Annotated in this window: 12 protein-coding genes and 6 pseudogenes; 3 read left to right on the forward strand and 15 right to left on the reverse strand. The window is 74.3% G+C overall.

The window, feature by feature from the left end; translation table 11 throughout:
- Positions 1-98: 98 nt before the first annotated feature.
- From UG55_RS15070 to UG55_RS15080, 3 genes are all read left to right on the forward strand, one after another.
- Complete coding sequence (locus UG55_RS15070; RefSeq protein WP_242424429.1) at positions 99-4,805, forward strand: ATP-dependent helicase; 4,707 nt, start codon at positions 99-101, stop codon at positions 4,803-4,805.
- 71 nt (positions 4,806-4,876) lie between these two features.
- Positions 4,877-6,292 (forward strand): MFS transporter, encoded by a 1,416-nt coding sequence (locus tag UG55_RS15075; RefSeq protein ID WP_396230916.1) that lies wholly within the window; start codon positions 4,877-4,879, stop codon positions 6,290-6,292.
- Positions 6,293-6,338: 46 nt separating this feature from the next.
- Positions 6,339-7,391 (forward strand): DNA-formamidopyrimidine glycosylase family protein, encoded by a 1,053-nt coding sequence (locus UG55_RS15080; RefSeq protein WP_066068742.1) that lies wholly within the window; start codon positions 6,339-6,341, stop codon positions 7,389-7,391.
- Here the strand turns inward: UG55_RS15080 and UG55_RS15085 are convergent.
- The 15 genes and pseudogenes from UG55_RS15085 to UG55_RS37415 all read right to left on the reverse strand — a co-directional run.
- The gene (locus tag UG55_RS15085; protein ID WP_066068745.1) at positions 7,348-7,923 is read right to left on the reverse strand and encodes an RNA polymerase sigma factor; all 576 of its coding nucleotides are present in this window, start codon (positions 7,921-7,923) and stop codon (positions 7,348-7,350) included. The genes UG55_RS15080 and UG55_RS15085 overlap by 44 nt on opposite strands.
- A 410-nt stretch (positions 7,924-8,333) precedes the next feature.
- Positions 8,334-9,062: a phage shock envelope stress response protein PspM gene (locus tag UG55_RS15090; protein ID WP_066068833.1), complete on the reverse strand. Its 729-nt coding sequence runs from the start codon at positions 9,060-9,062 to the stop codon at positions 8,334-8,336.
- 374 nt (positions 9,063-9,436) lie between these two features.
- A complete protein-coding gene (locus UG55_RS15095; protein WP_066068747.1) occupies positions 9,437-10,396 on the reverse strand; it encodes a PspA/IM30 family protein in 960 nt (319 codons plus the stop codon).
- Positions 10,397-10,625: 229 nt separating this feature from the next.
- A partial coding sequence (locus tag UG55_RS37375) for a ferritin-like domain-containing protein (protein WP_304440414.1) occupies positions 10,626-10,885 on the reverse strand: 260 nt, incomplete at its 5' end.
- 1 nt (position 10,886) lies between these two features.
- A pseudogene (locus UG55_RS37380) lies at positions 10,887-11,093 on the reverse strand (DNA starvation/stationary phase protection protein); the annotation flags it as partial.
- 91 nt (positions 11,094-11,184) lie between these two features.
- Positions 11,185-11,502 (reverse strand): helix-turn-helix domain-containing protein, encoded by a 318-nt coding sequence (locus UG55_RS15105; protein WP_066068753.1) that lies wholly within the window; start codon positions 11,500-11,502, stop codon positions 11,185-11,187.
- A 170-nt stretch (positions 11,503-11,672) separates the two neighbouring features.
- Positions 11,673-12,986 carry a competence/damage-inducible protein A gene (locus UG55_RS15110; RefSeq protein WP_066068757.1) on the reverse strand — a complete coding sequence of 438 codons (1,314 nt, stop codon included), beginning with the start codon at positions 12,984-12,986 and terminating at the stop codon, positions 11,673-11,675.
- Positions 12,976-13,298 (reverse strand): CDP-alcohol phosphatidyltransferase family protein (locus tag UG55_RS37385; protein ID WP_313954616.1); only part of this gene is annotated, 323 nt, incomplete at its 5' end. The genes UG55_RS15110 and UG55_RS37385, both read right to left, overlap by 11 nt.
- Position 13,299: 1 nt before the next feature.
- Positions 13,300-13,722, reverse strand: a pseudogene (locus UG55_RS37390) (CDP-alcohol phosphatidyltransferase family protein); the annotation flags it as partial.
- The gene (locus UG55_RS15120; protein WP_066068760.1) at positions 13,719-15,458 is read right to left on the reverse strand and encodes a MiaB/RimO family radical SAM methylthiotransferase; all 1,740 of its coding nucleotides are present in this window, start codon (positions 15,456-15,458) and stop codon (positions 13,719-13,721) included. The gene UG55_RS15120 and the pseudogene UG55_RS37390, both read right to left, overlap by 4 nt.
- Positions 15,459-15,534: 76 nt before the next feature.
- Positions 15,535-16,428, reverse strand: a complete 894-nt coding sequence (locus UG55_RS15125; protein ID WP_066068763.1) for a helix-turn-helix domain-containing protein — start codon at positions 16,426-16,428, stop codon at positions 15,535-15,537.
- A gap of 205 nt (positions 16,429-16,633) precedes the next feature.
- Positions 16,634-17,596, reverse strand: a pseudogene (locus tag UG55_RS37395) (DNA translocase FtsK); the annotation flags it as partial.
- A 38-nt stretch (positions 17,597-17,634) separates the two neighbouring features.
- Positions 17,635-18,633, reverse strand: a pseudogene (locus UG55_RS37405) (DNA translocase FtsK); the annotation flags it as partial.
- Between the two features lies 1 nt (position 18,634).
- A pseudogene (locus UG55_RS47310) lies at positions 18,635-19,381 on the reverse strand (cell division protein FtsK); the annotation flags it as partial.
- Between the two features lie 142 nt (positions 19,382-19,523).
- Positions 19,524-19,799 (reverse strand): annotated as a pseudogene (locus UG55_RS37415) (RNase J family beta-CASP ribonuclease); the annotation flags it as partial.

The following is a 19,799-nucleotide window of genomic DNA, read 5'->3' on the forward strand; positions in this document are numbered from 1 at the left end:
GCCCACACGCCCATACGCCACCGGACCACCGGCCACCGGGCACCGGGCACCGGGCACCGGGCTTATTTGTGTCGGTGGGAGGACGCAGACTGGTCCACGTGACCGCACCGGACCCGCTCGCCGCCTTCTCGGCCCCGACCAGGGAGTGGTTCACCTCCTCGTTCGCGGCGCCGACACCGGCGCAGGCCGAGGCGTGGGCCGCCGTCGCCGCGGGTGGGAGCGCGCTGGTCGTGGCGCCGACCGGATCCGGCAAGACCCTCGCGGCGTTTCTCTGGTCCCTCGACGGTCTCGCCCGTTCCGGCCCGCCGCCGGACCCCGCCCGCCGCTGCCGGGTGCTCTACGTGAGCCCGCTCAAGGCACTCGCGGTCGACGTCGAGCGCAACCTGCGGGCGCCGCTCACCGGAATCCGGGCTGCCGCGGCGCGGCTCGGGCTGCCGGTCCCGGACGTGTCCGTGGGCGTCCGCTCGGGCGACACCCCGGCGGCCGAGCGCCGCGCGTTCGGCCGCACCCCGCCCGACATTCTGATCACCACGCCGGAGTCGCTGTTCCTGCTCCTGACCAGTGCCGCGCGGGAGGCGCTGCGGGGCGTCCGGACGGTGATCGTCGACGAGGTGCACGCGGTCGCCGGCACCAAGCGCGGAGCGCATCTGGCGCTCAGCCTGGAGCGCCTCGACGAGCTCCTCGACGCCCCGGCCCAACGGGTGGGGCTGTCGGCGACGGTGCGACCGGTGGAGGAGGTCGCCCGGTTCCTCGGCGGGCCACACCCGGTCACCGTCATCCGGCCACCGGCTTCGAAGACCCTGCGGATCGAGGTGGTCGTACCGGTCGAGGACATGACGAGCCTCGGCGAGCCGGCGGAAGCGGTGCCCGAGGGGCCCGCCGCGGGGTCGGGGCCACGGGCGTCGATCTGGCCGGCGGTCGAGGAGCGGGTGCTGGATCTGATCCTCACCCATTCGTCGACGATCGTCTTCGCGAACTCGCGGCGGGTCGCCGAGCGCCTGTGCGCCCGGCTGAACGAGCTGTATGCCGACCGGCTGGCCCAGGCCACCGAGCAGGCCGGGACCACCGAGCAGGCCGGGACCACCGCCGCTCGGACCGGGCCGGCGGAGCTGATGGGACCCTCCGGTTCCGCCGCGCCGCCGGCGGCGCTGGAGGTCGCCCGCGCCCACCACGGCAGCGTGAGCCGGGAGCAGCGGGCCCTGATCGAGGAGGACCTCAAGTCCGGCCGGCTGCCCGCCGTGGTCGCCACCTCCAGCCTCGAACTGGGCATCGACATGGGCGCCGTCGACCTGGTGGTGCAGATCGAGTCCCCGCCGAGCGTCGCGGCCGGCATGCAGCGCATCGGCCGGGCCGGCCACCAGGTCGGCGCCGCCAGCCGGGGCGTGGTGCTGCCCAAGCACCGCTCCGACCTCCTGGAGTGCGCGGTCGTGGCCGAGCGGATGAGTTCCGCGCGGATCGAGGCCATCCGCTACCCGCGCAACCCGCTGGACGTGCTCGCGCAGCAGATCGTCGCGATGGTCGCCATGGAGGACCGGGAGGTGGACGAGCTCGGCGCGCTGGTCCGCCGGGCGGCGCCGTTCGCCGCCCTCCCCGCCTCGGCGTACGAGGCGGTGCTGGACATGCTGGCCGGGCGCTATCCCTCCGACGACTTCGCCGAGCTGCGGCCACGCATCACCTGGGACCGGGCCACCGGCGTTCTCGCCGGCCGGCCGGGGGCCCAGCGGCTCGCCGTCACCAGCGGCGGAACCATCCCCGACCGCGGGATGTTCGGGGTCTTCCTCGTCGGGGAGAAGGCCAGCCGCGTCGGCGAGCTCGACGAGGAGATGGTCTACGAGTCGCGGGTCGGCGACGTCGTGCTGCTCGGCTCGTCGAGCTGGCGCATCGAGGAGATCACCCCGGACCGGGTGCTGGTGACACCGGCGCCGGGCCGGCCGGGGCGGCTGCCGTTCTGGCACGGCGACGCGCCGGGCCGGCCGGCGGAGCTCGGGCGCGCGCTGGGCGCGTTCCTGCGGGAGCTGTCACCGCTGTCCCCCGCCGACGCCGCGGCCCGGGTCCGCGCCGCCGGCCTGGACGAGTGGGCGACCGGCAACCTGTTGAGCTACCTGGACGAGCAGCGGGCCGCCGCCGGGCGCCTCTCCGACGACCGGCACCTGGTCGTGGAACGTTTCCGCGACGAACTGGGCGACTGGCGGCTCGCCGTCCACTCACCCTTCGGTGCCCCGGTCAACGCGCCCTGGGCCCTGGCGATCGGCGCGCGCCTGCGTGCGCGCTACGGCTCCGAGGTGCAGATCATGCACACCGACGACGGGGTCGTCGCCCGGGTCCCGGACACGGCCGAACTGCCCGGGGCGGACCTGGTCGTCTTCGAGCCGGAGGAGGTCGAGGCGCTCGTCCGGGCCGAGGTCGGCGCGAGTGCCCTCTTCGCGAGCCGCTTCCGCGAGTGCGCGAGCCGCTCCCTGCTGCTGCCCCGCCGCACACCCGGCCGGCGCACGCCGCTGTGGCAGCAGCGCCAGCGCAGTGCCCACCTGTTGTCGGTCGCCTCGGCGTTCGGTGACTTCCCGGTCGTGCTGGAGACGATGCGCGAGTGCCTGCAGGACGTCTACGACGTCCCGGCCCTGGCCGGGCTGATGCGTGCGGTCGAAGCCCGCTCGCTGCGGGTTGTCGAGGTGGAGACCCCGGCCCCCTCGCCGTTCGCCTCGTCGCTGCTGTTCGGCTATGTCGCCGCGTTCATGTACGACGGTGACGCGCCGCTGGCCGAACGGCGCGCCCAGGTTCTGTCCCTGGACAGCTCGCTGCTCGCCGAGCTGCTCGGTGAGGCGCAGCTGCGGGAGCTCATCGACCCCGCCTCCCTGGAGCGGGTCGTCGGCGAGTTGCAGCGGCTGGTGCCCGAGCGGCACGCCCGGGACGCCGAGGCCACCGCCGACCTGCTCCGTGTCCTCGGGGACCTCAGCACCGAGGAGGCCCGCGAGCGCGGCGTGGACCCGTCCTGGCTGGAGTCGCTGGAGCGGGCCGGCCGGGTGATCCGGGTACGGATCACCGGCACGGAGCGATGGGTCCCGGTCGAGGACGCCGGCCGGCTGCGGGACGCGCTCGGGGTGGCGCTGCCGATGGGTCTGCCGGCCGCCTTCACCGAGTCCGTCCGGGATCCGCTCGGTGACCTGGTGTCCCGCTACGCCCGCACGCACGGGCCGTTCGAGGTCGGCGACGTCGCCGACCGGTTCGGGCTCGGTGTCGCGGTGGTCACCGGAGTGCTGACCCGGCTGGCCGCCGACGGGCGGCTCGTGCGCGGCGAGCTGCACCCGGACCGCGCCGGTGAGCAGTGGTGCGACGCGGGGGTGCTGCGGGCGCTGCGCCGGCGCAGCCTGGCCGCGCTGCGCCGGGAGGTCGAGGCGGTACCGGTCCGCGCGCTGGGCGCCTTCCTGCCGGCCTGGCAGTCGGTGACGAGCGGGCGCGGGCGCGGCGTGGACGGCGTGCTGCGGGCGGTCGAGCAGCTCCAGGGGGCACTGATTCCAGCCAGCGCGCTGGAGCAGCTCGTGCTCCCCGCCCGGGTCAGCGACTACGCGCCGGCGATGCTCGACGAACTGTGCGCCACCGGTGAGGTTCTGTGGGCCGGCGCCGGTGGGCTGCCCGGGAACGACGGGTGGATCACCCTCGTGCCGGCCGACGCCGCCGAGGAACTGCTGCCGGCACCACTGCCGGACACGCCCGACAGCCCGGTGCACCGCGGGATTCTGGAGGCCCTCGCCGGTGGCCAGGCGCTGTTCTTCCGGAACCTGTCCGACCGGGCCGGCAGCCTCGACGACACCACGCTCGCGGCCGCGCTGTGGGATCTGGTGTGGTCCGGGCTGGTCACCAACGACACGCTCGCCGCGCTGCGCGTCCAGCTCGGGGCGGGGCGGCCGGCGCATGCCGGCCGCAGGACGCCACGCGCCCGCACCGCGCGCCACGGCCGGGCCCGGCCCGCGATGCCGCGCCGCGCCGGCCCGCCGACCGTCGGCGGCCGGTGGTCGCTGCTGCCGGAGCGGGAGACTGACCCGACCCACCGCGCGCATGCGCTGGCCGAATCCCTGCTGGATCGGCACGGCATCGTCACCCGGGGCGCGGTCGCCGCCGAGCGCGTACCGGGCGGCTTCGCCGCGGTGTACCGGGTGCTGTCAGCCTTCGAGGACGCCGGTCGCTGCCGCCGCGGCTACTTCGTCGAGTCCCTGGGTGCGGCGCAGTTCGCCGTCCCCGGTGCCGTCGACCGCCTGCGGGCGATCGCCGGGGCGCAGCGCGACACCGCCGACCGACCGTCGTGGGCGGCTGCCGGCCCGCACGGCCCCGGCCCCGGCACCGGCAGCGGCAGCGGGCACGTCGCGGCCGCGCGGCTGACGGGGCCACCCGGAATCGGCACCGGATTCGGCGCCGCGCAGCGGGGCCCGGCTGAGGGCGGCGCCGTCGTGCTGGCGGCGGCCGACCCCGCGAACCCGTACGGCGCCGCGCTCGCCTGGCCACCGCGCCCGGGCGACACCGACGGGTCCGGACACCGTCCCGGCCGCAAGGCGGGGGCGCTGGTTGTGCTCGTCGACGGCGAGCTGGTGCTCTACGTCGAACGCGGCGGTCGCACGCTGCTGTCGTGGGCGGATTCGCCGGCGCTGCTCGGTCCCGCGGTGGAGGCGCTGGCCGGCGCCGTCCGGGCCGGCTCGCTGGGCCGGCTCGCGGTGGAGAAGGCGGACGGGGCCGCCGTGGTCGGCAGCGAGCTCGGCGCGGCGCTGGAGCGCGCCGGCTTCCACCCGACCCCGCGCGGGCTGCGGCTGCGGGCCTGACCTTCGCCGCCGCGGGCGCCGCACGTGCAGAATTCCAACTCCTACACGTCCAGCAGGGGAGGTGCGGAAAGGTGCGGTTCTCGGTGCACCGGCGCGGCCGGCGCCGCACCTCCCCAGACGGTCACGCGGAGCCCACGCCCTGGGATCCGCGGCTGCGGTCGCTGACCATCGGGCTGGTCAGCACCGTCACACTGATCGCGTTCGAGGCGATGGCGGTCATCACCATCCTGCCGGAGGTGGCCGAGGATCTTTCCGGTCTGTCCCTCTACGGCTGGACGACCAGCGGGTTCTTCCTCGGCCTGCTCGTCGGGGTCGTGCTCGCCGGCTCGGAGACGGACCGCACCGGACCCGTCCGCCCCTACACCGCCGGCCTGCTGTTGTTCGGCGCGGGCCTCGCCGCCGCCGCGGTCGCGCCGACCATGGGCATCCTGGTGGCCGGGCGGGTCCTGCAGGGTCTCGGCGGTGGCGCCGTGCCCGCCGTCCTCTACGCGACGATCGGCCGCGCCTACCCGGAGCCACAGCGGCCCCGCATGTTCGCGGTGACGTCCACCGCCTGGGTACTGCCCGGCCTGGTCGGCCCGGCGGCCGCCGCGCTCGTGGCCGAGCACGCCGGCTGGCGCTGGGTCTTCGGGGGTCTCACGCCGCTGGTCGCGGTCGCGGGGGTGATCACGGTCCGGGCGCTGCGGGGCCTGGGGCCGACGACCGCCGGGGTCGTCGAGGCGACCGGGCCCCGGCTGGTCGCGGCACTGCGGGTCAGCGTCGGCGCGGGCCTGGTACTGGGTGGCCTCACCAGCCGGTCGCCGGTGGGGCTGGTGCCGATCGTCGCCGGAGCCGTCCTCGCCTACCGACCACTGCGGTCCCTGCTGCCGGCGGGCACCCTGCGGGCTCGCCGGGGCCTGCCCGCGGCCGTGGCCGCCCGCGGGTTGTTGACCTTCGCCTTCTTCGGGGCGGACACGTTCGTCCCACTCGCGATCACCGCGGCCCGGGACCAGCCGACCATCGTGGCCAGCGTGGCCGTCACCGCAGCCACGGTGACCTGGACCACGGGGTCGTGGACGCAGGCCCGGCTGGCCGGTCGCGTTCCGGGACGGGACCTGATCCGGCTCGGTCTGCTGCTGGTCGCGGCCGGCACCGCGGGATTCGCCCTGGTCCTGGTGGAACACGTCGTACTCGTGATCCCGATCGCCTGCTGGGCCGTCGCCGGGCTCGGGATCGGCCTGGCCTACTCGCCGATCGTCACGCTCGTCCTCGCCGAGACGCCACCCGAACGCCACGGCACGGCCTCGACCTCGGTGACGCTGTCGGACAATCTCGGAACGGCCTTCGGGACCGGGCTCGGCGGGGTCGCGGTGGCGGCGAGCGAGGCGGCCGGCGGCGCTGCCACCGCCGGGCTCGCGGTCGTGTTCACGCTGGCCGCGGCCGTCGCCGCCCTCGGTGCCCTGGTGGCGGGGAGGGCCCCCGCCCGGATCTTTCCCGCCTCCCCCTGAGCCCGGCGGAGCGGACGGAAGCCGGCCGAGGAGGCACCATCGGGGTATGCCCGAAGGTGACACCGTCTGGCTCACGGCTCGCCGGCTCGATGCCGCGCTCGCCGGCCGGTCATTGCTGCGCACGGACTTCAGGGTCCCGTCGCTGGCGACGTCCGACCTGAGCGGGCGGCTCGTCCGCAACGTCGCCGCGCGGGGGAAGCATCTGCTCCTGCGTGCCACCGGCGGGCTCACTCTGCACACCCACCTGCGCATGGAGGGGTCCTGGCACCTGTACCGGCCGGGTTCGCGGTGGGCTGGCGGACCGGAGTGGCAGGTCCGCGTCGTGCTGGTCACCGCCGAGCAGGTGGCGGTCGGCTACCGCCTCCCGGTCGTCGACCTGCTGCCGACCGCCGAGGAGCACCGCGTGGTCGGGCACCTCGGCCCGGACGTGCTCGGAGATGACTGGGATCTGGACCGCGCGGTCGCGAACCTGCGGGCGCGGCCGGACCGCACGATCGGTGCCGCGCTGCTGGACCAGCGGTCCATCGCCGGTCTGGGCAACGTCTGGCGCACGGAGGCGTGCTTTCTCGCCGGGGTGAGCCCGTGGACCCCCGTCGGCGAGGTGCCGGACCTGCCCGGTCTGGTCCGCCGCGCCCAGGCGATGGTCAGGGCCGGGGCGCGGGGCGGGCACCAGGTAACCACCGGTTCCGCCCGCCCGGGCGAACAGCATTGGGTGTACGGGCGCGCAGGCAGGCCGTGTCGGCGCTGCGGCACGCTTGTCCGCCGGCTGGAGCAGCGGAGATCCACCCAGAGTTCACCCGGGCGCGGATCGCCGGGACGTCTGGGCGGGCCCGGTGAACGGGGCCCGCGCGGCGACGTCCGGCACGACCAGGGCCGGCGCGGAAGCGACCGGCGTGGTGCCCACCGGCGCGCAAGCGCCGGCGGTGGTGCCGACGTCGCCGTCGACGTCGTGGATCAGGATGGCCGGATCACCGCGTGGTGCCCGACCTGCCAGCCGGGCCCGGTTCCGGAGCCGGCGGCGGACCTGCCGGGAATCCGACCCGGCCGCGGTGGCCTCACGCCCGGCTGGCCGCCAGCAGGCGGGCCCGACCGCGGGTGAACGCGCCCTCCGCCGCCTTGACGCTGATCGACAGATCATCGGCGGCCTGGCGGGTGGTCCGGCCGGCGGCACGGGCCATCATGATCTGGCGCTCCCGGCCGCGGAGCCGGCGGGTCTGGTCGAGCAGCCAGAGCGCCTCGGCGCGGTCACAGGTCGAGTCCTCGGGGCCGGGATCGCTCGGCGCCGCCACACTGCGGGCCATGGCACGGTCCGCGCGCATCCGCGCACGGTGGTGGTCGACACACAGCCGGAGCACGGTCGTGGTGAGGAACTGACCGACCCGATGGCTGTCGAGGTTACGGAAGCCGGCCGCGCGCACGAGGGCCTCCTGCGCGCAGTCCTCCGCGTCGGCGGTGCTCGGCAGGCGACGGCGGGCGATGTGCACCAGCCGCTCGCGGTGCGGGAGGACGAGTGACCACCGGTCGCCGCTGAACGGCTGGTCGACGTCCGCGAGGGTGACCGCTTCCTGGGGTGCCTGCCGGGCAGGCTGCTGGATCGGGGATTCGATATCGTCCCCATTGATTTGCGTCATGGCACTTCCACCTGCCTGGCTGCGTCATGCCATCCGGACGTCCGGGACCGCCGGTCTGGCCATCGCACGGCGGCGATGAAAACGTGGACGACGCTCCCCTTCGTCATCCGCGCCACAATCGCCGATCGGACAACTGGGACATTAAGGCAATCCGCTCGTGTGCGCCATAACCCGGGTCACATTCTCAAACCTACATGCCACCCCAAGGTGCCAACCCGGGTTCACACCACAACGACATAAAAGAATTAGCTGCATAGTCGCTGTGCACTTAGGCGGATGACCTTTGTCCCGGCGACTCGGCGGAAAGTCGCTGCCGGGCAGGCACAACGGGCCGCCGGCAGCGGGCCGGCCGACGTGGCCGCCCCGGCCCGAGGTTAAGCGGGCGTGACACCTGAGAGGATCGTTCCGGATCAGGCCGGACTGCCCGACCCACCGGTTCCCAGCAGTTCCGATAGCCCATCGGCGTAGTTCCGCAGGCGTTCGACATCCTCGGCGAGCCGATCCAGCTCCGGCTCCGCGGCGGCCACGGCCACCGCGCCGACGATCCCGGTCGCCAGCGCCACCAGTTCCTCAAGCAGGTCCGCGGCCTGCTCCATGCCTGTCAGCAGCTGGGCGGAAGCAGCCTGTATCTCGGCCCGTCGGGCCTGGCCCGACACCGCCCGCAGCGCGGACTCGCAGGCCAACACCCGCCGCGCGGTCGAACGAAGACCGTCGACGAGCCGGACCGCGGTCCGCGTGGACTCGGCCACCTGGACCGCCGCGGGGCCCTCGACCGAGCCGAGAAGCGCGGCGAGCGCCGCCAGCCCGGCCTCGCCTCGGCGCAGCGGCCGCGCGGCCGCGGACCGCCGCAGCTCCAGCGCTCTCAGCGGGGCGACCAGCGGCGCCGGCAGCCCGCCCGCCGGGGTCGTCCGGTACTCCCGCACGGACAGGCCCGCCTGCACCACGGCGGCGGCACCGAAGAGCAACCAGCCCTTTTCGTCGGCGACAACGGCCGCCGCGGGCGACACCGCGGCGGCCGCCCCCCAGATCCAGGCAGAATTCAGGGCCCGCTCCCGAGCCCGCCGGAATGGCCGACCGAGCCGCCGCCGCGAGTTCGCGAAGGAACGCCGTTCGACGTCCACCCGGAGCCAGTCCGGCAACCCGGGAACCACCGCGGCGGCGAGCTGTGAACGCCCGGATCCGGGGGCCGTGTCCGCCAGCCCGAGGAATTGAAAAAAACTTCTCCGCTTTTCCGGGATAACAGGCGCGCCGGGCACCCGATGTTGACGCCGCGTCCGGTCCGCATCATCGGACGTGACCACAGGCTCCGAATATCCGGGATATCCGGGAGCTTTCGGGTCGGCGGGCATCCCGGGCCGCGTGGCCCGGGAGCCGGACTCGCCGCCCACGGTGCCGGGATGCGTGGGCGGTGGGAACGGGCCACCAACCGCGTCGGTCATCAGCAGCCTCCCGTGGGTCGCGCATCCGCGGCGATCGCCTCCGGGCGGGCAGCGCCCGCCCGCTCGGAACCGGGTCAGCGCGGCGGCGCCTGCGGCCCGGTGGCGGGCCGCCCGGAACCGTCGTCCTGGGACGACGGCGTATCTCCTGGTGCCTTCTCCAACGACGGACGCCGTTCACCCGTGCCGCCGGGGTGGTCGAGGGCAGCGGCGCCGCCGCGGGCAGCGACCGAGGGGTCCTCGCCGGCCGGCACACCCTCGCCGGCCGGTGCGCCCTGGCCACTCGGCACCGCCGGCCGCGCGGGCGAGGAGTGCCCCGACTGGAGGCCTGCCCGCAGCTCGGCCAGCCGCCCCTGCGCCTGCGCGTCCATAGTCGCGCGCCGCACCTCGATCATCTGCGCTTCCAGCCCCTGCGACGCCAGCTCCTGGCGGCCGAGCGCGGTCGCGTACCGCTTCTCGACCTTGTCCCGGACGTCGGCGAGCGTCGGCACGTCGCCGACCGGCGGGAGGGAGCTCATCTGCTCCATCACCCTGCCCATCTGCTCGTGCATGGCGGCGTGCTCGATCTGGGTGAGCAGGCGGGTCCGTTCCGCGGCCAGCCGCTGCATCCGCAGGGTGTTCTCCTCCACCGCGGTACGCGCTTGCGCGGCCGACTCGGCCGCCTGGCGCTGGAGCACCTTCAGATCCTCCAGCGCCGCCTCGGCCGCGATGAGCCGGCTGGCGAAGGCCTGCGCGGTCTGCTCGTACCGGCCGGCCGCGGCCGGGTCACCGGCGGCGCGGCTGTTGTCGGCGAGCGTCAGCGCCGACCGCGCGGACTCGGTGAGGTCCGCGACCTCCTCGATCTTGCGACCCAGCTTCATCTCGATGTGGCGCTGGTTGCCCACGACGAGCGCGGCCTGCGAGACCAGTCGTTCGTGCTGGCCGCGGGCCTCGTCCATCGCCTGCTCAAGCTGGATCTCCGGCCTGGCCTTCTCCTCGAACGCGACCTCGGCCCGCTTTGACAGGTAGCGGAAGGCCTTGCGGACGACGTTTGCCATTGTTCGATCGTCGCACGCTGGTGGCGATCCGGAGAAGCGACAGGTGTCGCCGATCCGACGGCACCGGCCCGCGGGGTGCGGCACCGGCCCGCGAGGTGCCCGGATCGCGGTGGGACGGGTGCTCAGATCACTGCCGAACGGCCCCGAGCCCGAGCCTCGGCCCGTATGCCGGGCGCGCGCCGGGCGGGTGCCGGGCGCGCCCGGCGGGGCCGGGGCTCGACCGCGGGCACTAGACCATGGCCTGGAACATCCAGTGCTGCTCCTCCAGGTCACGGATCACCGAGATGAACAGGTCCTGGGTCACCGGGTCCGGCTCGGCGGTCAGATCCATCCGGGTCCGCATTCGGGTGATCATCCCGGCGAGCACGTCGGTGATCAGGCGGATGGCCTTCTCGTCACCGATGTAGCCTGCCTCGACCCCGTGCAGGTGGCTGCCGCGAGCGACGGTGGCCGCCTGGCCGTCGGGGTTCACGCCGATCGAGACCGCCCNCTCCGCGGCCGTGTCCGTGTGCCTGCGGCCCAGCGCCACAACTTCGTCGAGCTGCTGGTGAACGGTGCGGAAGCTACGTCCGATGACGTTCCAGTGCAGCTGCTTGCCCAGCAGCGACAGATCGATCAGGTCCACGACCGCGCCCTGGAGGGCCTCCCCCACGACGGTGCGCGCCTCGTCGGACAGCGGACTGCGGATGGCGCTCATGGTGATCCTCTCTGCAGGCTCGGACACGTCCGCNGAAAGAAGTGCCCGCCGAGAAGATCCGTATGCCGGGTTTCCGACCCGCCGCCCAGGACTACGCGGCGCGGTCCACCACCGCCGGACGAGCCGGCACGACCACGGCCGTGGGACCGACCGGCGTCGGCCCGCCCGCGGCCAGCTCGGCGAGCTCCAGCTCGCCGCTGACCTCACGGAGGAGATCCGCCAGACGTACTCCCAGCGCGTCGCAGATGGAGGAGAGCAGTTCCGAGCTCGCCTCCTTCTGGCCGCGTTCGACCTCTGAGAGGTAGCCGAGCGACACTCTGGCCGCCGACGACACCTCCCGCAGGGTGCGATGCTGATCCTGTCGGCGGCGGCGCAACGCCTCGCCGATCACGCGTCGGAGCAGGACCATCGAGCCTCCTCCTTCGTCCACGGGCTGGCTTCACCGTATACCCGCCGAGCCCCCTTCCGGGGCGTCGTTGATGGGACTGTAACGCTGTAAGCACGGCCAGGCCGGGACATCCGGAGATCCGGGGCACCGCTGGGCGGTCGCCGTCCGGCGCACGTCGCCGGCGGGCCCCGTCAGCGGGGGTCGGCGGGTGCGGCCAGACCGGAGGCCTCCGTGGCCACCGCCCCCGCCAGCACGCGTCGCAGCACGTCGAGAGCCTGCACGACGGCGAACTCGCGCACCCGGCGCTGGTCGCCCGGCAGCCGCAGCGAGCGGGTGGCGGAGCCGTCCGGGCCGGCCAGGCCGACGTGCAGCGTGCCGACCGGCTTGCCCTCCTGCTCGGACGGGCCCGCCACACCGGTGGTGGCCAGCCCGTAGGTGGCACCCAGCCGTTCCCGGACTCCGACCGCCATCGCGGCCGCGGTCTCCGGCGACACCGCCCCGTGGGACTCCAGCAGGGCCGCCTCGACGCCCAGCGCGGAGTTCTTCACGTCGGTCGCGTAGGCGACGACCCCGCCCCGCAGGACCGCACTGGAGCCGGGGACGTCGCTGATCCGACCGGCCAGCAGCCCGCCGGTCATCGACTCCGCGACCGCGAGTGTCGCGCCGCGCGACCGGAGCAGGTCCAGGACGACCTGTTCCAGGCTCTCGTCATCGACGCCGTACAGCGCGGGGCCCAGCGCCGCCCGGGCCGCCGCCTCGACCGGGGCGATCAGTTCGTCGGCCGCGGCCCGGTCGCCCGCCCGCGCGGTGATGCGGACCCGGGTCTGGCCGCCACTGGCGAGGAAGGCGATCCGCGGGTTCCCGAGCGGCTCCAGCCTGGAGACCTCCTCGGCGAGCGCCTCCGCGACCATCGACTCCCAGATGCCGGCCGTCCGCAGCACCCGGTGGACGACGACCGCCGGCTCACCGGCGCGCCGCAGGATGTCCGGCAGCACGCTGCGGGTGAACATGTCCTGCATCTCGAAGGGGACGCCGGGCATGGCGTAGACGACGCCGGAACCGATCTCCATCTGGACACCCGGCGCCGTGCCCGGCACGTTGGGCAGCGGCTGCGCGCCGACCGGCAGGTCGGCCTGGCGGAAGTTCATCTCCGGGACGCCGCGGCCCCCGGCGCCCCGGGCCCGCCCCATCTCGGTGAACCGGCGACGGAGCAGGGCCTCCTGGGCCTCGTCGCGCCGCAGGCCCACCCCGGCCGCCTGGGCGATGCCCTCCCGGGTGAGGTCGTCCTGGGTCGGACCGAGGCCCCCGGTGATCACGACGGCGTCGGCGCGTCCCAGCGCCACGCTGATCGCGGTGGCGATGTCCGCGATCACATCTCCGACCACGGTCGACGTCGACACCTGGACCCCGACATCCGCCAGCTGGCCACCCAGCCAGGCCGCGTTGCCGTTCACGATGTCGCCGTAGAGGAGCTCGTCCCCCACCGCCAGCAGCTCAGCGCGCACCCGACTCCCCTGTCCCGGGCCCGGCGGTGGCCCCGTCCACATGCTCCTGACCGGGCACGGCCGCCGTGCCGGCCCGGCGCCGCAGCACCAACGCCCGGTAGACGTAGTCCACACCCGTCACCACGGCGACGATCACCCCACAGCCGAGGATCACCGCCCGGCCCGTCGCCGTGGCCCCGTCGAGCGGAAGCACGTAGAGGCCGAGAGAGATGTTGAGCAGCAGGGTCTTCGCCTTCCCGCCGCGGCTGGCCGCGATCACGCCGAAACGGATGACCCACAGCCGCAGCAGGGTCACGCCGATCTCGCGCACGGNGACCACGATCGTGACCGCCCAGGGCAGCTCCCCCAGGGCGGACAGGGAGACCAGCGCGGCACCGGTGAGCGCCTTGTCCGCGATCGGATCGACCAGGATCCCGAAATCGGTGATCAGGCCGCGCCGGCGGGCGACCGTGCCGTCGATCTGGTCGGTGATGGCGGCGACGGCGTAGGCGCCGAAGGCCGCGTACCGCCAGCCGTCGGTCTCCGGGCCGGCGAACAGGAAGCAGACGAAGACCGGGACCAGCGCCAGTCGCAGAATGGTCAGGACGTTGGCGATGTTGAGCACCGGCGGCCTCGGCGCCGGCAGGCCGGGCCTCGGGGCGTTCCCACGGACCGGCCGGTCGCTTTCCGCGAGTACCGGGCGGTCGCCGCGCGCGGACGCGTCACCGGGAGCGGCGCCCGCGTTCGGTGCGGTCACGCCACAGATCCGGCCGCCGCTGATCCGACCGCCGCTGATCCGACCGCGGTGGCCCCGGCTCCGGAGGAGCCCGCGCGGTCGAGCATCGCGGTGTACTCCACGATCAGGTCGACGCCCTCGGCCGCGACCACGCGCGCCGCGATGAGGTCCCCGACGGCGATGGCGCCGGGCAGCCCGGCCGCCGCACCCGAACCACCGACCGCACCCGAACCACCGAGACCGTCAGCGGAACCCGCGGCCGGCAGCCGCACCGTGCACGAACCGTCCGCGTCGGCCTGCTGGTGCCCCGCGCAGCCGAACGCCAGGCCACCGGCCACCTCCTCGACGAGCACCTCCACCGTCGTCCCGACCCGGCGCTCGGCCCGGGCCGCGGTGAGCTGCTCGACCAGGTCGGTGACGTCGGTGCGGCGCCGCTCGATCTCGTCGGGGTCCACGTGGCCGGCCAGGCCGGCGGCCTCGGTGCCCTCCTCGTCGGAATAGCCGAAGACACCCACGGCATCCAGCTCGGCGCGTTCGAGGAAGTCCATGAGGATGTCGACATCCTCCTCGGTCTCCCCGGGAAAACCGACGATGACGTTCGACCGGGCCCCGAGGTCGCCGAGCAGCGCGCGAGCGCGTTTCAGGAGATCGAGGAAGTCGTCCGTGCCGCCGAAACGGCGCATCCGGCGCAGCACGGCCGGGCTGGCGTGCTGGAAGGAGAGGTCCAGGTAGGGGGCCAGTCCCGGGGTGGTCAGCAGCACCTCAAGCAGGGACGGGCGCAGCTCCGCGGGCTGCAGGTACACGGTGCGGACCCGGACGATGCCCGGCACCTCGGCCAGCCGGGGAAGCAGCTTCTCCAGCGCCCGGAGATCACCGAGATCCTTGCCGTAGGACGTGGAGTTCTCGCTGACCAGCACGAGTTCGCGCGCGCCCTGCGTGGCCAGCCATTCGGCCTCGGCCAGCACCTGCTCCGGAGCGCGGGAGACATGCGAACCGCGGAACGACGGGATCGCGCAGAAGGCGCAGCGCCGGTCGCACCCGCTCGACAGCTTCAGCGGCACGACGGGGCCCGACGTGAGCCGGCGCCGGCCGACATCGACGCCCACCGAGGCACCGAGAGCAGCGCCGGCACCGGCCGGGCGCTCGACCCGCGCGCCCGGCGCCGTTCCGGCACCGGCACCGGCACCGGCACCGGCACCGGCCCGCGACTCGGGCAACTGGATGTGCCCGGGCAGGTGCGGGGCGTGCGTGTCCCGCGCGGCGTCCGCGCGGTCGACCGGGGTGATCGGCAACAGCGTGCGCCGGTCACGCGGCGTGTGCGAAGTCGGGGCCGCGCCGGCGATCACGGCGTCGAGATGCGCCGAGATCTGGGGGTACGCGTCGAAGCCCAGCACCGCGTCGGCCTCGGGCAGGCTGTCGGCCAGCTCGCGGCCGTACCGCTCCGCGAGACACCCCACCGCCACCACCGCACGCGGCCCGTCGGCGACCTGACCACCCGGGCCGCCCGGGCCGGACCCGCCGGCCGCCTCGGCCGGCCCGCGCAGGGCGTCCGCGGCGATCAGCGCGTCGATCGAGTCCTTCTTGGCCGCCTCGACGAACCCGCAGGTGTTCACCAGAACGGCGTCGGCGTCCTGGGCGTCGTCGACCAGCTCCCAGCCGTCGGTCGCGAGCCGCGCGGCGAGCTCCTCGGAATCCACCTCGTTACGGGAACACCCGAGCGTGACGAGAGCTACCCGGCGTGTAGGACGAGGGGACACGGACTCAGGCTACGGGACGCCGCCGCGGGACGTGCCGACGGACCTGCCGAAGCCCGTCGGGATCCGCCGGGCCGGGTCAGCGGCGCGCCGGGCCGGTCGGCGAGAGATCGGCGGCCGCGCTGAGGCCGGCGGCGCCGTCAGCCCCGACGGTGCAGCCGTCCCCGGTCTCCGCGAGCGCCAGCCGAACCGTCACCACCTCGCCAGGTCCCCCCGCGGGGCCCATGGCGCGGCCGTTGCAGGTGAGGTCCACCGCACCCGCGTTACCCATCTTGATCTCCAGGGCGCCCTCGGAGGACACCTCACGGCTGTCGCCCTGCTGGAGAAGCTGCTGCAGGAGCACCCGCTTCGCGTCGTCCCTGACCTCCAGCCAGCTCTGCGCCTCGCGGGCCTCCACCCGCACGTTCACCCCCGGCGGCTGACTCGGGGTCGGCGCGGGGGCCGGTGTCGGCGCCGCGGTGGCCGCCACCGTGCTCGGCACCGCGCTCGGACCGACCGAGGTGACGTCCTTGTCGTCCCCGCTCGAGGGCAGCAGCAGCGCGACCAGCGCCAACAGGCAGACCACGACCAGCGAGGCGATCATCGCGGGGGCCCACCGGAACCCGCCCCGCATCCCGCCGCCGCCACCGCCGCCGTGCAGCGGGTCGAACTCCGGCGAGGCCACGACAACCGGGGACGGAACCCGCTCATGACCGGCGTCGTAGGCCGCGAGCAGCGGCCCGGGATCGAGGCCCAGCGTCGTCGCGATGCTGCGCAGGTGGCCGCGCGCGTACACCGTGCCGCCGCAGCCGCTGAAGTCGTCGTGCTCGATCTGGTCGATCAGCGAGGCCCGGATCCTGGTCCGGTCGCTGACATCGTCGACCGTCAGGCCGGCCGCGTGTCGCGCCGCCGCGACCGTCGCCCCGATCGAGTCGGGGGCCACCCGGCTGGAGGTGTCCGGCTCCGGGGTCGCCGGTTCGTCCGCGGACTGCATGAGCGAACCTCCGCACCCGTCATCCCACTGGCGCCAGTGGCGGCGCCAGCCGATATTACGGTCGCCCGCAGCCACCCGCGGAGCGGGCGACGGACCTGTCGAGACTTTCTTATCCGTTGCGGAGCGTCGTGAGAAGTCCTTCCAGCTCGTCCGGCATCACCAGCACGTCGCGGGCCTTCGAGCCCTCGCTCGGCCCGACGATCCNGCGGCTTTCCATCAGGTCCATCAGCCGACCCGCCTTCGCGAAGCCCACACGCAGCTTGCGCTGCAACATCGACGTCGAACCGAAGTGGGTGCTCACCACGAGCTCGACCGCCTGGAGGAACAGCGCGAGGTCGTCGCCGATCTCCTCGTCGATGTCCTTGCGGGCCTCGCCGCCGCCGTCGAAGACGTCCTCCACGAAGGTGGGCTGCGCCTGCTCCTTCGTGTGGTCCACGATCGCGGAGATCTCCTCCTCGGAGACGAAGGCACCCTGGATGCGGGCCGGTTTGCTGGCCCCCATCGGCAGGAAGAGCGCGTCACCGAGGCCGACCAGCTTCTCCGCGCCCGCCTGGTCCAGGATCGTGCGGCTGTCGGCCAGTGAGGCCGTCGCGAACGCCAGCCGGGACGGCACGTTCGCCTTGATCAGACCGGTGACGACGTCGACGGACGGGCGCTGGGTGGCCAGCACCAGGTGGATGCCGACCGCCCGGGCCATCGCCGTGATGCGGCAGATGGCGTCCTCGACGTCCCGGGGCGCCACCATCATCAGGTCGGCCAGCTCGTCGACGATCGCGAGAATGTAGGGGTACGGCGCGTACACCCGCTCCGAGCCCGGCGGCGCCACGATCTCACCGGCCCGGACCTTGCGGTTGAAGTCGTCGACATGGCGGACCCCGCAGGCGGCCAGGTCCTCGTAGCGGTTCTCCATCTCCTTCACCACCCACTGCAGCGCGTCCGCCGCCTTCTTGGGGTTGGTGATGATGGGCGTGATCAGATGGGGAATGCCCTGGTAGTTCGTCAGCTCCACCCGTTTGGGGTCGACCAGCACCATGCGGACCTGGTCGGGCGTCGCCCGCGCCAGCACGCTCGTGATGAGCGTGTTGATGCAGGTCGACTTGCCGGCGCCGGTCGCGCCCGCGATGAGGATGTGCGGCATCTTCGCGAGGTTCGCCAGCACGTAGCCACCNTCGATGTCCTTGCCGAGGGCCACCAGCAGCGGGTGTNGGTTGCCGGTCGCCTCGGTGCTGCGCAGCACGTCGCCGAGGGACACCAGCTCGCGGTCGGTGTTCGGGATCTCGATGCCCACCGCGCTCTTGCCCGGGATCGGGCTGATGATCCGCACGTCGGGGCTCTTGACCGCGTAGGCGATGTTCTTGGCGAGCTGGGTGATGCGCTCGACCTTCACCGCCGAGCCCAGCTCCACCTCGTACCGGGTCACTGTCGGCCCACGGGTGAAGCCCGTGACCTTCGCATCCACCTTGAACTGGGTGAACACGTCGGTCAGCGAGGCGATGACACCGTCGGTGGCCGCCGAGCGGACCTTCGGCGGAGTGCCCGAACGCAGCAGGGTCGGCGACGGAAGCCGGTAGGAGCCTTCGAGCGGCGGGACGAGGTACTCGATCTCGTCCGGTCCGGGTGGCTGCTCCGCGGCCGGGACGATCGCACCCGAAGCGGCGCCCGCCGCTGCCCGCCCGCGCCCGCGCCGGCCACCGGCGCCGGTGGCACCGCCACCGCCGGCACCCGGGCCGGCGGCCGCCGCCTCGTCCTCGACCTCCTCGCCGTCCACGCCGTCCACGAGCCCGGCGACATCGGCGAAGAGGTCAGCGGGGTCGACGTCGTCCTCCGGGCGGGCGCCCCGGCGCGGCCGACCGCCACCCGCCCGCCCGCGACCGGTGTCGACGGCACCCGCACCCGCCCGAGCGCCCGCGACCTCGGCGTCGACGTCGTACACGCCGCCGCGGGTGCGCCCGGCCCCGCCGCGCCGCCGCGAGCGCGGTGGCGCGGCGTCAAGCAGCTCGTCCAGCTCGGCGTCCCCGGGGTCGCCGTGGCCACCGAGGGCCCCGTGGACGTCCTGGTCGGGGTCGTAGTCGTCGAAGTCCTCGTCCTCGTCGTAGGAGTCGGGATGACGGATCGGGACGGTGAGCCGCTCGGCCAGCTCGCGAAGTTTCTCCGGCACCTGCCGAACCGGCGTCGCCGTCACCACCAGCGCCCCGAAACACGCGANGAGCAGCAGCAGCGGGACGGCCACGTACGCGGTCACCGCGCCGACCAGCGGGGCGCTGCCGAGCAGCCCGAACAACCCACCGGCCGCGCGCAGCGCCGCGACACCGTCGGCGAAGTCGGGGAGGCCGCGCGCGATGTGCAGCACGCCCAGGATGCCGACCGCGATCGCGGCCCAGCCGATCACCACCCGACCGCGGCTCTCCGGGTCGGAGGGCGCACGCACCAGCCGCCAGGCCGCGCCGAGGCAGAACAGCGGCACCGCCAGTGCGCCGCCACCCACGAACAGCTCGATCGTCGCCGCGACGAACGCGCCGACCGGCCCGCCGGCACCGCCCCACAGGGCCGCGCCGAGAAGGATCGCCGCGCCGAAGGCGGCGAGCCCCAGCCCGTCCCGCCGATGCTCGGGCTCGATACGGAGATCCCGGGTGTTGCGCCCGAAGCGGCGCAGCAGGCCGCCGAGCAGGCCGGCCGCGGCCATCCAGCCGTGGTAGACGGTCTTGATGACGACCTGGGCGACGAGCAGCTGGACGGGGGGCCGCGGCGGGTTCCGCCGGGCCCGGCCGCCGGATCCACGGGTGGCCGCGCCTCTGGTGGACGTGCCGGACTGCGGACGGGGCCGACCGGAGCCGCCCGTGCCACCGGGCCGCACCGTGGCCGCTCGGGGTTTGGGCTGCGCCTGCGTGCGGGCGCCGGACGTGCGTGTGGCCACGCCGAGAAGGTACCCGGGAAGCGCCGCGAGTCGCGGCAACCCAGACTATCCGGGCGTGCCATGCCTGTGGTTGCCGCGTTCCCGTCCACCCAACCGTGCCGCCGAGAACGGACCGGTGAACGTCGCTGCCCCGGGCCGGCGGACCGGCCCGGGGCAGCGACGCGTTGTTCCCGAGGAGTCCTCAGACCTCCAGGACCACCGGAAGGATCATGGGACGGCGCCGGTAGCGCTCGTTCACCCACCGGCCGACCGTGCGGCGGACCAGCTGCTGCAACGCGACCGTGTCGGTCATCCCGGAGCGCATCGCGTCGTTGAGGGCGTCGGCGAGCCGGCTCTGCACCTCGTCGAAGGCTCCCCGGGCGTCGGAGAACCCGCGGGCGGACAGGTCCGGGCCGACGACGACCTTCCCCGCGGCGGCGTCCACCACGACCGTGATCGTGATGAAGCCCTCCTCCCC

The organism is Frankia sp. EI5c (assembly GCF_001636565.1).
Lineage (GTDB): Bacteria > Actinomycetota > Actinomycetes > Frankiales > Frankiaceae > Parafrankia.

Bases quoted from the DNA above. Each gene is read 5' to 3' on its own strand.
- UG55_RS15080 (WP_066068742.1), top strand. From the start codon at position 6,339: ATGCCCGAAGGTGACACCGTCTGGCTCACGGCTCGCCGGCTCGATGCC.
- UG55_RS15085 (WP_066068745.1), bottom strand. From the start codon at position 7,923: ATGACGCAAATCAATGGGGACGATATCGAATCCCCGATCCAGCAGCCT.
- UG55_RS15095 (WP_066068747.1), bottom strand. From the start codon at position 10,396: ATGGCAAACGTCGTCCGCAAGGCCTTCCGCTACCTGTCAAAGCGGGCC.
- UG55_RS15105 (WP_066068753.1), bottom strand. From the start codon at position 11,502: ATGGTCCTGCTCCGACGCGTGATCGGCGAGGCGTTGCGCCGCCGCCGA.
- UG55_RS15125 (WP_066068763.1), bottom strand. From the start codon at position 16,428: ATGCAGTCCGCGGACGAACCGGCGACCCCGGAGCCGGACACCTCCAGC.